The sequence below is a fragment of the Serratia sp. BIGb0163 genome (assembly GCF_024809935.1).
Taxonomy (GTDB): Bacteria; Pseudomonadota; Gammaproteobacteria; order Enterobacterales; family Enterobacteriaceae; genus Serratia; species Serratia quinivorans.
On sequence record NZ_JANUDZ010000003.1, the window covers coordinates 352,139 to 365,164 of the forward strand.

General features: G+C 52.4%; 14 protein-coding genes. 13 read left to right on the forward strand and 1 reads right to left on the reverse strand.

All coding sequences use genetic code 11. From position 1 onward, the window contains the following. Positions 1–5: 5 nt before the first annotated feature. From M2406_RS14705 to M2406_RS14715, 3 genes are read left to right on the forward strand one after another with little or no spacing between them, the layout of a single operon-like run. A complete protein-coding gene (locus tag M2406_RS14705; protein ID WP_259190428.1) occupies positions 6–398 on the forward strand; it encodes a DUF4150 domain-containing protein in 393 nt (130 codons plus the stop codon). Positions 399–444: 46 nt separating this feature from the next. Continuing rightward, positions 445–2,754, forward strand: a complete 2,310-nt coding sequence (locus M2406_RS14710; RefSeq protein ID WP_259190429.1) for a type VI secretion system Vgr family protein — start codon at positions 445–447, stop codon at positions 2,752–2,754. A gap of 11 nt (positions 2,755–2,765) precedes the next feature. Beyond that, entirely contained in the window at positions 2,766–3,089 is a 324-nt protein-coding gene (locus M2406_RS14715; protein ID WP_259190430.1) for a hypothetical protein, read from the forward strand. Between the two features lie 63 nt (positions 3,090–3,152). Here the strand turns inward: M2406_RS14715 and M2406_RS14720 are convergent, their stop codons facing one another. After that, positions 3,153–4,034, reverse strand: a complete 882-nt coding sequence (locus M2406_RS14720; RefSeq protein ID WP_259190431.1) for an alpha/beta hydrolase — start codon at positions 4,032–4,034, stop codon at positions 3,153–3,155. Positions 4,035–4,366: 332 nt separating this feature from the next. On the opposite strand from M2406_RS14720, the gene M2406_RS14725 reads away from it, so the two are divergent. From M2406_RS14725 to M2406_RS14770, 10 genes are all read left to right on the forward strand, one after another. After that, positions 4,367–4,936 (forward strand): MepB family protein, encoded by a 570-nt coding sequence (locus M2406_RS14725; RefSeq protein ID WP_259190432.1) that lies wholly within the window; start codon positions 4,367–4,369, stop codon positions 4,934–4,936. 129 nt (positions 4,937–5,065) lie between these two features. Next, the gene (locus tag M2406_RS14730; RefSeq protein WP_259190433.1) at positions 5,066–5,254 is read left to right on the forward strand and encodes a hypothetical protein; all 189 of its coding nucleotides are present in this window, start codon (positions 5,066–5,068) and stop codon (positions 5,252–5,254) included. A gap of 251 nt (positions 5,255–5,505) precedes the next feature. Then, positions 5,506–5,877 carry a helix-turn-helix domain-containing protein gene (locus M2406_RS14735; protein ID WP_259190434.1) on the forward strand — a complete coding sequence of 124 codons (372 nt, stop codon included), beginning with the start codon at positions 5,506–5,508 and terminating at the stop codon, positions 5,875–5,877. Further along, a complete protein-coding gene (locus M2406_RS14740) occupies positions 5,867–7,207 on the forward strand; it encodes a type II toxin-antitoxin system HipA family toxin (protein ID WP_259190435.1) in 1,341 nt (446 codons plus the stop codon). The genes M2406_RS14735 and M2406_RS14740 overlap by 11 nt, the downstream gene beginning before the upstream one ends. A 50-nt stretch (positions 7,208–7,257) precedes the next feature. After that, positions 7,258–7,395 carry a hypothetical protein gene (locus M2406_RS14745; protein ID WP_259190437.1) on the forward strand — a complete coding sequence of 46 codons (138 nt, stop codon included), beginning with the start codon at positions 7,258–7,260 and terminating at the stop codon, positions 7,393–7,395. Positions 7,396–7,638: 243 nt separating this feature from the next. Beyond that, the gene (locus M2406_RS14750) at positions 7,639–8,556 is read left to right on the forward strand and encodes a ParA family protein (RefSeq protein WP_259190438.1); all 918 of its coding nucleotides are present in this window, start codon (positions 7,639–7,641) and stop codon (positions 8,554–8,556) included. Beyond that, positions 8,553–9,218 (forward strand): hypothetical protein, encoded by a 666-nt coding sequence (locus tag M2406_RS14755; protein ID WP_259190439.1) that lies wholly within the window; start codon positions 8,553–8,555, stop codon positions 9,216–9,218. The genes M2406_RS14750 and M2406_RS14755 overlap by 4 nt, the downstream gene beginning before the upstream one ends. Next, positions 9,211–10,560, forward strand: coding sequence for an SPI-7-type island replicative DNA helicase (gene dnaB-PI, locus M2406_RS14760; RefSeq protein WP_259190440.1), 1,350 nt, complete (start codon positions 9,211–9,213; stop codon positions 10,558–10,560). Before M2406_RS14755 ends, dnaB-PI begins: the two co-directional genes overlap by 8 nt. A 2-nt stretch (positions 10,561–10,562) precedes the next feature. Beyond that, positions 10,563–12,305, forward strand: coding sequence for a ParB family protein (locus M2406_RS14765; RefSeq protein WP_259190441.1), 1,743 nt, complete (start codon positions 10,563–10,565; stop codon positions 12,303–12,305). Further along, entirely contained in the window at positions 12,305–13,024 is a 720-nt protein-coding gene (locus M2406_RS14770; RefSeq protein WP_259190442.1) for a DUF2786 domain-containing protein, read from the forward strand. Before M2406_RS14765 ends, M2406_RS14770 begins: the two co-directional genes overlap by 1 nt. Positions 13,025–13,026 lie beyond the last annotated feature (2 nt).

Sequence of the window (13,026 nt, forward strand, 5' to 3'; positions counted from 1 at the left end):
CCGCGATGTTTGCCAACTGTCAACTGATGGGCACCGATTTGGCCTTTCCCGACGTCTGCATGACGCCGATGCCGACCCCAACGCCGATACCTTATCCGGATATCGCGCTTGGGCCAACGGCCGTCCCCAACGCGCTAAATATTCTGTTTATGGGCATGCCTGCCCATAACATGGCCACGGTGACGCCGCTGACCAACGGGGATAATCCCGGTGTTGCCACCGGCGTGGCGTCAGGCACCGTGATGGGGCCGTCGCGGCATCTCACCGGTTCCTTCACCGTGCTGCTCAAAGGCACTCCGGCGACGCGCCTGACCAGCGTCAGCCTGCAGAATTCAACCAATGCCGTGGGGATACGTGTGGTACCCAGCCAGTTCAAAGTACTGATGCTGGCACCATGAGTGGCAGAGCGGCATAACGCAGTCTTAGTTACAGGGGTAAGAAGCTATGTTTGACCGTATCACGGCAACAACGCCTGCGGGTGAGGGAACGCTGAAGTTCTGGAAACTTAGCGGAGAGGAAGTGGTTTCACGCTCATTTGAATTGAGCGTGACGATGCTCAGCACCAACGCCCGCCTGGACCGCAGGGCCATGCTTGGCCAGCCGATTACCCTGACTATCCCGACTCAGGGGCTGCTCGCTGCGCCACGCTATCTCAACGGAAAAATCACCAGGGTCAACGTTCATAGTGCGGATATTAATGGTGAGCGCTACGTGGTTTACACGCTGACCATGGAGTCGGACCTGTGGCCGCTGAAGCGGGACCGCAACCAACGGATATTCCAGAACCAGCGGGTGCCGGACATCATCAAAACGGTGCTCGACGAATATGGCGTGCAGATGGAGAACCAGCTCACCGGTAACTACCGCAATTGGGAATATTGCGTGCAGTACCAGGAGAGCAGCTACGACTTTATTTCGCGTCTGATGGAGCTGGAAGGCATTTATTTCTTTTTCCGCCACGAGTCGGGTAAACACACCATGGTGCTGTACGACGCCTCTCAGCAGCACCAGCCGTTTAGCGGTTATGAGGCCATTCCTTACCACGCTACGCCTTCCGGTGGCAGCACCAGCGAAGAGGGGATCGGCCAGTGGGCGATATCCGAGCGGGTGACGCCGGGGATCTACAGCATCGACGACTACGATTTCCGCAAGCCCAACGCATGGCTGTTCCAGGCGCGACAGAACCCAACCTCACCCTCACCGGGCCAGATTGACTACTACGACTGGCCGGGGCACTTCGTGGAACACAGCCACGGTGAAACCTACGCCCGGGTGCGCCAGGAGGAGTGGCAGGCGGAGCATCAGCGCATCGACGCAACGGCTACCGCGCTGGGTATCGTACCGGGGTGTACCTTTGCACTGCTCAACCCACCGTTTGCCAGTGACGGCGGAGAGTATCTGGTGCTGAGTGCGCGTTACGATTTTGAAGAGAACAGCTACGCCAGCGGGGGCGAAGAGGCGGTGCATCGCACCGATTTTGTGGTGATCCCGGCGAGCACGTCGTTCCGCTCAGCGCAGCGTACCCCGTGGCCGCGGACCCATGGCCCGCAAACGGCCCGGGTGGTGGGGCCGCAGGGAGAGTCGATCTGGACCGATAAATACGGTCGGGTGAAGGTGAAATTCCACTGGGATCGCCTGGCGAAAGGGGATGAAAGCAGTTCCTGCTGGGTGCGAGTGTCCAGCGCCTGGGCAGGCCAGGGCTTCGGCGGTGTACAGATCCCGCGAGTGGGGGATGAAGTGGTGATTGATTTTATCAATGGCGATCCGGACCGCCCGATGGTTACCGGCCGGGTGTATAACGAAGCCTGTATGCCGCCGTGGACGCTGCCCGCCGGTGCGACCATGATGGGCTTTATGACGCGCTCCAAAGACGGCCACAGTGACAATTCCAGCCACCTGTTCTTTGAAGATAAGGCGGGCTCGGAGATGGTGCAGCTGCATGCCGAAAAAGATATGAATATTTCGGTGGAGAACGATAAAACGGTGACCGTGGACGGCAATCGCACCACCACCATTCAAAAAGATCAGAAGGATGAGGTGTTCGGTAACGCTATCTTCCAATTCCACGGTATGCGCACCACGACGGTCGACAAACCGGAAACCAAAACCTTTAAGGACGGCGAAAAGGTCACTATCACCAATGGCCGGACGTCGGATATTACCAGCGGCGGAGAAACGCTAACCATTAAGGGAAAGCGGAGCATCGATACGGACGGTACAGAAAATCAACATGTTACCGGCAAGGTAACCCGCACTTATGACGCAGGCATGGACTCCTTCCTCACAGGGGATCGCTATGACAAGGTCACGGGGAAACGCCATAATATCGTCACCCAGGACGTTACTGACGAAATCTTGGGGGGACGGGTACAAACCATCACCAAGGATGCCAAGACGGACATCCTGGGCAGTTGGAAGCAGACGGTGCAAGGCGGGGTATCCATCACCTCACCGAAAATGATCACCATCGACAGTGCGGAAAAAGTGAGCATCAAGACGCCGCATGCTTTTGAATACAAAGATCATAAAGAGTCCGCTTCCATGTTTTCCTTTGATTTCACGGCGGCGAAAATTGTTACGGAAGGCTATTCTATGAGCGTGACTGCGAGCGGCAAGCTCGGGTTGACCAATATGAAATTTGATAAGACAGCCTTTGATCTTACCACCACCGAGGGGCGTGTAGCTTTTATCGATGCGATGGCTCATGTCGGGAAGATAATGTCATCATTTAACGGTCTGACCATGTTCGGCTAAGGGACGAATCGATGAAGTTTGCGATTATTATTTCAGTGATTCTTACAGTAGGCGTCATTGCCTATATTGTTTATCTGTTTAACCGTGACCATAAAATCCAGACGCTGGGGCGGGATATTCAGGCTCGGGTGGAGGAGATCCATTACATCAGTTCAAATGATAACGGGAGCACCAACATAAAATACCGCCTTTCATGGCATGAAAAGGGGATAACCAAGCAGGTAGAAGGCAAGGAAACCATTCCCGCCTTTTACTCTTCAAAGGTCCAGAAAGGCTGTGAGGTTGAGATCAAGTATCTGGACGATGACCATATTTCGTTTGTTTTCGATAAGTAGATAATAAAACTTCTTCGTAAACAGAAAATTAAGATCATCGCCAGATTAGCGGCATGGTGTTATTCAGTCGCCTGCTGCTACCTCATCCAATGCCGGTGCGATGGCCGCATTGAACATGGCACCGTGATCCAGGCCTGGCCATTCCCGGAAATCTACCTTAAGCCCGTTCAGCGTCGCCAGCCGTTCGGCCAGACGCTGAGCGGCGTCGGCGGGGAGAGGTTGCTGTTTGATATTGGGCGGCGCACTACGCATTTTCTCACCGCCGCCGGTCCACAGCCACAGATGGGCGGAGATGGCGGGATGCCGTTCAATAACCCGCTGTGCTTCCTGCAGAATAAAGCCCTTTCCCCACCACAGTGAAGGTTCGACGGCGACGTAATTTTGGAATGCGGTTGGCTGGGTTAACAGAGTATGCAGAACGAACAGACCGCCATAAGAGTGCCCCCACAGCGTTTGCCGTTGAGAGTTAATGGCCACCTTCGCCGCCACTGCCGGTTTAATCTGGCTTTCGATCAATTTCAGAAAGGCATCCGCCCCGCCATTGGCCGGCGTGTAATCTTGGCTGCGGCCTTTGGCATCGATACGCAGATCGTTGTCATAACTGAGCAGCACCAATACCGGCGGCTGTTTTTGCGCTGCAAGCCGGGCCAATAAGCTGGCATTCAATTCCATCAGCACCGCATTACCGTCCAGCAGGTATACCACCGGATAGCCGGCCGTCGGCGGGGCAATACGCGGCAGCGCTATGCGAATGCGATAACGGCGTTGGCCGTCCGCCGAAGTGATCGGCAGGTCGCTGAACTGGTAATCAGGCGAACTCGTATCGGCGACGGTCACGCCAATCTTACGTTCCAGATCGGGCCTGGCCTGCGCCAGCATAGGTGAGCCCACGCCGATAACCAGCATGATAACAAGGGTGAGAAAGCGACGATAAGAGGATGGCATGCTGGATTCGGTTTATGAGAAAAAGGGGATATTAGCATTACAAGAAATGATGTCGTCATTTCTTTTTCGCATTTTTTACCGTCATCAAAACTGTTACCGAACTTTGTCCCTGAGGAGTTAAAATATATCTTCCCGGTGTTGGTTTCTGAAAAACTGGCGGAGCAGATCCTATTCTTTAGCCCGATATCCATGTTTACGCTCACAGTCAGGTTGTATGCGACTGTGGTAGTGTTACGAGCAGGTTTTTATTCTGTGCGCATCTTTCTGAGCAAGCAGGGAATATACAATATTATTGGAGAGAGAGTCTCTGATACTAAATAAGGAAATAAAATATGTTGGGAAGTAGTAAAGACATTGAGGGTGTTTGGTTTGCCGATCCGGCGAAAGGGAAAATTCCGGTTCAACTTTCTGACATAATAAACGATATATTATTGCCTGCCGGAATTCGCATCTCGGAACCCCAACGAGAATCTGAGAGCAGCGAATATGGCGCCTGTCAGTTTGAGGTGGAAGGTAAGCGAGCATTATTCCGTGTCGCCAATACGACTCCAACTAAGCTCGGGCAATTTGTTACTATGTGGAAAAGACCGCATATACAAGATGAGATTATGCCCATCGATTTTGACGATGGCATTGAGTTCGTATTGGTGAGCGTTTTTGATCATACTCATCGAGGATTCTTTATATTCAACAGACATGCGCTGGCGAAAAAAGGGGTCATGTCAGTTAAGGGGAAAGAGGGAAAAAGAGCTATCCGCGTTTATGCCCCTTGGGTTAAACCTATTGTAAAACAAGCTATCACAACGCAAAAGTGGCAGTTACAGTACTTTGTCCCAGTCACTTCTGGTGAGGTGAATGCCAACAAACTTAAGGCGCTTTTAACAATAGATAGCCTTTTCTAACCCTATTTTTTGGAAAAAAGGAAGCGTTAATACGAATTATATCCAGCATAAAGAACAACGAAAAATGACACTGGAGGAGTTGATTGGCGTATATCAAAAAAATACTGTATCGAGCGATTAGAGAGAGAAATGGCGGCAGTTCAGATTGATAGCGAAAAATTAAGTGATGATTATGGTGGTAATAATCTTAAGTTGGTTATTATAAAATCACATATAACGAAGATCCTTGATAATGCTAAGGTATTGCATTGGTTGATGGATAATAATCCAGAATATCTCTCTCAATTGAAAAAACTATCGGAAATACGCACTCTTTGAATTAAATAATCCACTGTAGGCTGCAAACCTCAAAACGCGGGTGAGCAAAGGGCATATGGGCGCGGCTTAGCCGCAAGATGGCTTCTCAGAGAAATGGCATGACAATAAGGGACGCGGACACAAATAACGCACCTTAAAACTAGCATAAACCACCAGTTGCGTGTTTTAAGGTGCAGTCTTGATAATATCCGAACGGCCATCAGAATTCTTTTCGATTGAAATTTCCTCATTAGCACCTAAAATGAAGCGTAATGATATTAATGATTGTTTTAAGGTGCGACGTGAAGCGAAAACAGCAGGAACTACTCTCTTCAGAACAACAACTCCAGCTGGTCACCTTGGGTCGAACGCTGGCACATAGCCGAATTGCACGCAAAATGCCTCAGTCAGAAGCTGCCGTACGTGCAAATCTTAGCCGTAACACGGTGAGCCGCATTGAAAATGGCGATGCAGGGGTTGCAATCGGGCAGATCCTGCGTTACCTCAGCGTTATTCGTCCAGGCGCGACGCTGGCGGACGTTTTGACTCAAAAAGATAACGTGGTCGAGGCTCAGGAAGCCGCGAGTCGCCCCCGTCGTGCAAGGCTGCTAAGTCATCAGGAACTGGAAAAATATGACTTCTGAACAGACGTTAATGGTGCACGCGTTTCTACCGGGATCAACTCAGTCGGTCCCTGCCGGTAAATTGCATTTGCAGGAAGACGGCGTTGATCTCCGGACATCGCGTTTTGTCTATGGTCTGAAGTACCTGAAACGAAATGGGGCAATTGAAGTCGATCCTGTCGGGCTGGGTATGCTGCAAGGGCAGGAAGTGGCCGGGCAGGCGTTGTTTGCGCAAGAATCTGCGCTGTTTGGCGGAATTCGTGATGCCGCACCTGATGCGTGGGGTCGTCGTGTTATTGAAGCCAAAAAGCGGGTTCCGGCGAACTCATTACCAGAATCCGTGTACCTGCTTGAGGCCGGGCCAAACCGGACTGGGGCGTTAGATATCACGCCCGATGGTGAACAGGCCAGAGCGTTGGGCGCGTCGACGGATATCAAATCACTGGGATATCTTTTAGAAGCCGCCGGGAGAATTGAGAACGGCTTGCCTTTGCCTGCAAATCTGCACGGGATATTTGATGCGGGATCCAGCATGGGAGGAATGCGCCCAAAAGCGACCGTGGTGGTTGAGGATGGCAGTCACTGGCTGGCGAAGTTTTCTTCCAGCACTGACCGAGGTTTTTGTTACCCGGCAGTTGAATATGCCACCTTACGGCTTGCACATGCGGCAGGGCTCTATGTTCCGGAAACTCGCCTCGAAGAGATTGGTACGGGACGCTTTGCGATGCTGATTAAGCGTTTTGACCGTGTGGGGGCAGGGGAGATCACCGGGCGACGTCATTTTGTATCGGCACTAACGCTGATGAACCTTCATGAGATGGCATCGATAGAAAGCAGTTATGCGGAACTGGCAGATGCTATGCGCCGCCATCTTTCTGCGGCCAGCCTTGCTGACGATTTGAAAGAACTTTACCGCCGGATGGTCTTCAATATTTTGGTCAACAATGATGATGATCATTTACGCAACCATGGCTTTGTCCTGATGGAGTCACCAGAGCAAACTCCGGTAAAAGGAGCGCAAGAGCCTCAGCGTGTCGTCAATCTCGCATGGCGTATTAGCCCGTTATACGATGTGGTTCCTCACCCCGTTCATTCTCACCATCGTCGCCTGCACCTTGGCGTAGGCGCGTTTGGTAAAGAGGCAACGCTGGTGAATGCGCTTTCCTGGTGTGAGCGTTTTGGTTTAAACCGGATGGATGCTATTGCGGAGATTGACAGTATCTGGAGAGTAGTAAGGGAATGGCGTAATCATTTTGAGGAGCTCGGTGTAGCTGGAAACGATATTGATGCAGTCAGCTCTGCATTTTTGCATGCTCGTTATCTGGGTGGGGGTGAGGCAGGGATCTGCTGAAATATCCTTTATCCAGCTATGCCAGAAGAGGGTAGAAGATAGGGAATACGATGAAATTTACCGAAGATACTCGCGTCAAAATCGCCGTCCTGCTGCATTTGATAAGGCTGGGTTACAGTTACCTGTCGCTCAAAACGCTTCTAAATATGGTGCCCGGACTCGGACAACCGGCGCTTGCGCCGGGTTGAACAACGCTTCAGCGTTGGCCCGCAGGGTGAGGCCTTTGGCCGAATAATCGAACGTGTTCGATGAAGAGTCCCTACGCTAGAAAGCAAAAAACCCGCCATAGGCGGGTTCTTCTAAATATGGTGCCCGGACTCGGAATCGAACCAAGGACACGGGGATTTTCAATCCCTGTGTTTGTTGATAAATTGTTAAAAGATATATAATTTAACCGTTTACACGCGAATTGATAAATTCGAGTGTAAAACATGCATACATTAGCTAAATCCACATCTATGGGTGTTAGCCACCCAGCACCTCGTGTTATCCCTATGGTCTCAACCAAAGGGGGCGAAGGTAAATCTACCCAAAGCGCCAACCTTGCCGGCTTCCTTGCCGATGCAGGTAAAAAGACTCTCCTCATCGATGGTGACCACTCCCAACCCACCGCAAGCAGCATTTTCTCCCTAGAATATGAGGCACCCAACGGTTTGTATGAACTGTTGATGAAGACGGTCGACCTCCATCACCCCGAGCAAATCATCTCCCGTTCCGCTATCCCAAACTTGGACATCATTGTTTCCAACGATCCCCACGACCGTTTATCTTCCGCCATGCTGCATGCCCCTGATGGTCGTATGCGGCTGAAGAATGTTCTGCAGCACCCTTTGTTCAACGAGTACGACGTCATCATCATTGACTCTAAAGGTGCGGCGTCTGTGATGCTCGAACTGATCCTGGTTGCCAGTACGGAATTCGCTGTCGGGGTTATCAAGCCTATACTGCCGGATACGCGAGAGTTTCTGCGTGGCACATTGGGGTTGATGGAAGGATTATTGCCGCTGACCAGCTACGGTATTGCGTTACCCCGTATCCGTATCCTGACCAACTGCATGGAGTACACCAATCTGGACTGGCAGACCCTGAATAGTCTGCGCGGCATTATCGCAAACGGCCAATATCTGCGTGCAGATGCCTTCGATGTCTCCCTCCTCGACACCATCATCCCCAAGCTGGAAATTTACAAAATGGGGCATGCTTCCGGTCAACCCGTTCACCGCCTCGAAAGAACCACCACACGTACATCAACGCTCGCTGCAGCTGACACCATGTATGAGCTGGCTTCCGAACTGTTCCCTCACTGGGGTGCCGACTTCGACGTTCTGCGTCAGGAGGCGAACCAATGAATATTGAACAACTTGTGATCTTTCTTAACGAACAACGCGAATTAGCCGCACCAGTACCCTGGCAGGCTCTTGAGCTCTACAGCGATGCAGTCACTGTCGTGGATGCCAACGGCTTTGAGCATCTGGAAATCCCTAACGTTGCGATTATTCCTGATTGGGAAAAGCTCGGCCTGGAGCACTGGTCGGAGGATGGCGGAAGCCGTGAGGTCAGCGCTGAGGAGCAAAAGGCCAATGGTTATTTGTCCGCCGCTGCTCCGCTGCTATTGGCCCGTATTAATGTTCTTAACCGTGACCTTGAAACTGCGGGGAATGCGCTACGTCGCATGTTGGGAATGCATGAGCTGATGATGGCAAAAATCAATCATGCTGCAAGCTTCTATGATGCCGAATGTCTTCACGAAATGGCCGAGGCTCCATATGAGACCTCCGCGGTTCTTGAGCACATCTGCGGCGCCGATGACGAGAATACACACCTTAAAGAGGCAACTTGCGTAGGGTGTGGTTGTACAGATGGCCACGCCTGCCTGGATGAAAACAGCAAGCCATGCAGTTGGTTTAAGGTCAATCGTGAAACTGGTATGGGTGTATGTTCTTCCTGCCCGACTTTTCTTGAGTGCCCGCTGACAACGGGCAGTGAAGAGCCGGAGGTTCGCCATGACTGACTTGAATATCCCTTATTCCTCCGATGCCGAGCAGGCCGTTCTCGGTGGTTTGATGCTGGATAACGAACGGTGGGACGACGTTATCCCATTGGTTGGCGAGCGTGATTTTCATCTGGCAGCGCATCGCCGAATCTTCCAAGCCATGGCTCGCCTGATGGCTGTCCAGCAGCCGATTGATCTGATTACGCTCCATGAATCACTGGAACAAAATGGTGCACTCGAGCAGGTGGGTGGTTTTGCCTATTTGGCGGAGTTGTCTAAAAACACGCCGAGCGCAGCCAATATCGTCGCCTATGCCGAGATTGTCGCTGAACGCAGTCGACTGCGCAGCCTGTTACAACTCGGGCGTGAATTGAGCGCTGATGCCGCTAATCCCCGTGCAGAATCTGCTGCCCTGACCGAACGAGCAGAACAGCAATTGTTTCAGCTCTCGGAGCAAACCCAGTCACAGCAGAATGTCAGCCTGACGGATGGGTTGAATGCTGTGGTGACCTATCTGGAGACGGTGAACGGCGGCAATGGTATCACCGGTACCCCGACCGGTTTCTCAGAGCTTGATGTGATGACGTGTGGTCTGCAGCCCGGCGATTTGGTTTTGCTTGCTGCGCGGCCGTCGATGGGTAAAACCGCCTTTGCATTGAGCGCTTACACCGGCGCGCTTCGTGGCACGGAGAAACCTGCATTCTTCTTCAGCCTGGAAATGCCGCGGGAGCAACTGCTTCAACGCCTGATTGCTGTAGATGGGCGGGTTGAACTTTCAAGACTGCGCAGTGGCCAGTTGGATGATGAAGATTGGGCGCGTATTTCCAAAGCGCTGGAGCAGTTGTTGCCATTGGAAAATCGCCTGATTATTGACGATGAATCGTATTTGACCCCCGCACTGTTGCGTTCCAGGGCGCGGCGCTACTCCCGATTGTATGGTAAGCCGGGTTTAATCATGGTCGATTACCTGCAATTGATGCGTTGCCCTGGACAGGAAAATCGCACTCAGGAAATTGCGGAAATCTCCCGCAGTCTGAAAGCGTTGGCCAAAGAACTCGACTGTCCCGTCGTAGCGCTGTCTCAGCTGAACCGTCAGCTGGAAAGCCGTGCTGACAAACGCCCGTTCAATGGTGATCTGCGTGACTCCGGTGCATTGGAGCAGGATGCTGATGTGATCGCGTTCATCTACCGTGATGAGGTGTATTACGCGGATTCTGATGATGCTGGCACGGCAGAAATTATCATTGGTAAACAGCGGCAGGGGGCAACGGGTACCGTTCGCGTCAAGTTTGAAGGGCAATTCACCGCGTTTAGTGATCTCCGCGACGGTCAGTATGACCAATACTCGGGGAGGGCGTAACCATGGCGCGTCCTAAAACCAAGATCCTCGATCTGAACAGTGCTTTGCTCCAGCAGGGCAAGACTGCAGCAGGCACACAACCTTTAACCTCCGTGGTGGCGGAGATCCCCGTCAGTGAAATGCCATTGGTGCTGACACTGGATGAGGTCAACCCTAACCCGGATAACCCGCGTACCACCCGCAACCCAAAATATGATGATATTAAAGCGTCAATTCGGGTGCGCGGGTTGGACACGGTGCCAAAAGTAACCCGTGATCCGGAGCGCCCTGAGCTGGGGTACTTCTTCAGTGATGGGGGGAATACGCGTTATGCTATTCTTTCCGAGCTCTGGCAGGAAACGGGGGAAGTACGATTTTATCGCTTCTCTTGTGTGTTCAAACCCTGGCCAGGACGATTATCCTGCGTGATAGGCCACCTGGCTGAAAATGAAGTGCGGGGAGATCTGACATTTATCGAGAAAGCGTTTGGGATCAAGCAGGCACGCACGCTTTTTGAAGAGCAATTGGGCAAAACCGTCTCTTTACGCGAACTTTCAACGCTGCTAGGTGAGTCCGGCTATCCGGTTCATAACTCCAATATCAGTCGTATGGAAGATACGATCCAATATTTATACCCTTATATTCCACGTTTACTCGAGTCAGGTTTAGGACGTCCACAGATTCAACTCTTGTTAGCTTTACGTGGGAATGCTGACAAAACATGGCAGCGTTTTATCATTGATGTTGAAGTAACCTGTACCTTCGATGCGGTCTTCGGATCAGTCTGCAGTCACTTTGATGACCCCGAAGTCTACTCGCTGGATATGTTCCGTGATGAGTTGATTGGGGCACTCATCAACGCATTACCACACCCGTTACTCAATTATGACCGCTGGTTACTGGAACTCGATCCCAAAGAGCAAAACCGGCGCAAGCACCTCGGCGAACCGACGTTAACACCTGAGTTGTCAGGCAAGGGCAATACTGTCGAGTTGGCGCCAGCACTGCAACAGGAAGATACCGATGGGCAAACGGCACCTGAAATGTTGGGTGGTGGAGGTTCTTCTTTGGTGCTGGACAGCGTGTTGCTTGAGTCGACGGGGGATGCTGAGAATGAATCACAGGGTGTTCAGGACGAGGAAATCCCCTCAACCCAAACTGAACCGCGTGTTGAGACTCAACCTGATTTATACGGTTCTCCTTCGGTGTTATCAGGTGACGTTGAAACGCTTGTAGACGGTGAGAATACCACTGTCAATGACCCCCTCCTGCCTGGATCTCATGAGTCGACCGCCCCTCACAACAATACCGAGACACAGCCAAAGCAAGCTGTAGCCCCTGCGGCAGAGGTGCCTTTTGCGGAGGTGGGACTTGAGCCGGTGTCCTCCATTTGGGTTATTTCTGCCCTGCAGGACGATATCGAGCACCTGCAGGTGATCACCTTCCGGTTGGCATTTGAACTGGCCGAAGTGGCGGGTTGCGAGGCTGAAATCAAAGCCGACAAAGCCGACCTGCAGGCTTCCGGCTACGCATTAACTGCCGAACGCCCATCCCGCTTCACCGCGTTACTCCTGACCCTTGCCGGCAACAGCCCGGACGGTGCCTCATCCAGCTCGCTCAATGAGGCCCTTATCGGTTCGGAAAATGCGGCTGACTGGCCTTTGCTTGACGATATTCATGCCGTGAAATTGATGCGCCTCATTCGTGTTTTGCGTCGTTTGCGTGAACTGCAGCGTGACTTACCTGAAACAGAGGAGACAGCCTGATGAGCCATTTACAACGACAGGCACGCCTGGTGAAGCTGGTACGCAAACTGCTTGAGTTGGCCCGCAGCAACAGCAATGCGCATGAGGCTGGGTTGGCGTTAGCCCGGGCGCAAAAACTGATGCAGAAATACGGCATCAGCGAGCTGGAAGCCAGCCTTTCCTCTATTCAGACGGCGCCGAGCCGTGGAGCGCCTTCCGAAGCGAAACAAAAATTGCCTGAATGGATGTCTGGGCTGGCATGGGCGATTGCCCGCGCCTTTGGATGCCGTTTGTATTTTTCCTGGCGGGATACCGCTTCGGGCCCGCGCCGCAACGTGACGTTTTACGGCTTCAGTGAGCGGCCGGCCGTTGCGGCTTATGCGTTCGATGTGCTGAGCCGGCAGTTGAAAGATGCTACTGCAGGTTACCTGAAAACCCAGAATAAGCGCCTGAAAATGAGCACGCGCCGTGCACGAGCAGACCAGTTTCGTGCCGGCTGGGTTGCCGGTGTCCGACGAGTTATCACGACGTTTACCGTTACTGAACAGGAATGTGACCTGATGGGGACCTGGCTGGAAAATCAAAAGATGGGCGAGTTGAAGACGCGCGCTCCGAAGGCCTGCCGCGGTGATGATATTGCCCGTTTACGTGGATACGAGGCAGGTCAGAACGCCCGATTGCATCAAGGTGTTCACAGTGACGGACCTGCGGCTATCGCACACAGAGTTGGGGGGGAATAGGA

Excerpts from the sequence above, each read along its gene's own strand:
- M2406_RS14770 (WP_259190442.1), top strand. The coding sequence starts at position 12,305 with ATGAGCCATTTACAACGACAGGCACGCCTGGTGAAGCTGGTACGCAAA.
- M2406_RS14765 (WP_259190441.1), top strand. The coding sequence starts at position 10,563 with ATGGCGCGTCCTAAAACCAAGATCCTCGATCTGAACAGTGCTTTGCTC.
- M2406_RS14730 (WP_259190433.1), top strand. The coding sequence starts at position 5,066 with ATGGCGGCAGTTCAGATTGATAGCGAAAAATTAAGTGATGATTATGGT.
- M2406_RS14735 (WP_259190434.1), top strand. The coding sequence starts at position 5,506 with ATGATATTAATGATTGTTTTAAGGTGCGACGTGAAGCGAAAACAGCAG.
- M2406_RS14710 (WP_259190429.1), top strand. The coding sequence starts at position 445 with ATGTTTGACCGTATCACGGCAACAACGCCTGCGGGTGAGGGAACGCTG.
- M2406_RS14705 (WP_259190428.1), top strand. The coding sequence starts at position 6 with ATGTTTGCCAACTGTCAACTGATGGGCACCGATTTGGCCTTTCCCGAC.
- M2406_RS14715 (WP_259190430.1), top strand. The coding sequence starts at position 2,766 with ATGAAGTTTGCGATTATTATTTCAGTGATTCTTACAGTAGGCGTCATT.
- M2406_RS14720 (WP_259190431.1), bottom strand. The coding sequence starts at position 4,034 with ATGCCATCCTCTTATCGTCGCTTTCTCACCCTTGTTATCATGCTGGTT.
- M2406_RS14745 (WP_259190437.1), top strand. The coding sequence starts at position 7,258 with ATGAAATTTACCGAAGATACTCGCGTCAAAATCGCCGTCCTGCTGCAT.
- M2406_RS14725 (WP_259190432.1), top strand. The coding sequence starts at position 4,367 with ATGTTGGGAAGTAGTAAAGACATTGAGGGTGTTTGGTTTGCCGATCCG.
- M2406_RS14755 (WP_259190439.1), top strand. The coding sequence starts at position 8,553 with ATGAATATTGAACAACTTGTGATCTTTCTTAACGAACAACGCGAATTA.
- M2406_RS14740 (WP_259190435.1), top strand. The coding sequence starts at position 5,867 with ATGACTTCTGAACAGACGTTAATGGTGCACGCGTTTCTACCGGGATCA.
- dnaB-PI (WP_259190440.1), top strand. The coding sequence starts at position 9,211 with ATGACTGACTTGAATATCCCTTATTCCTCCGATGCCGAGCAGGCCGTT.
- M2406_RS14750 (WP_259190438.1), top strand. The coding sequence starts at position 7,639 with ATGCATACATTAGCTAAATCCACATCTATGGGTGTTAGCCACCCAGCA.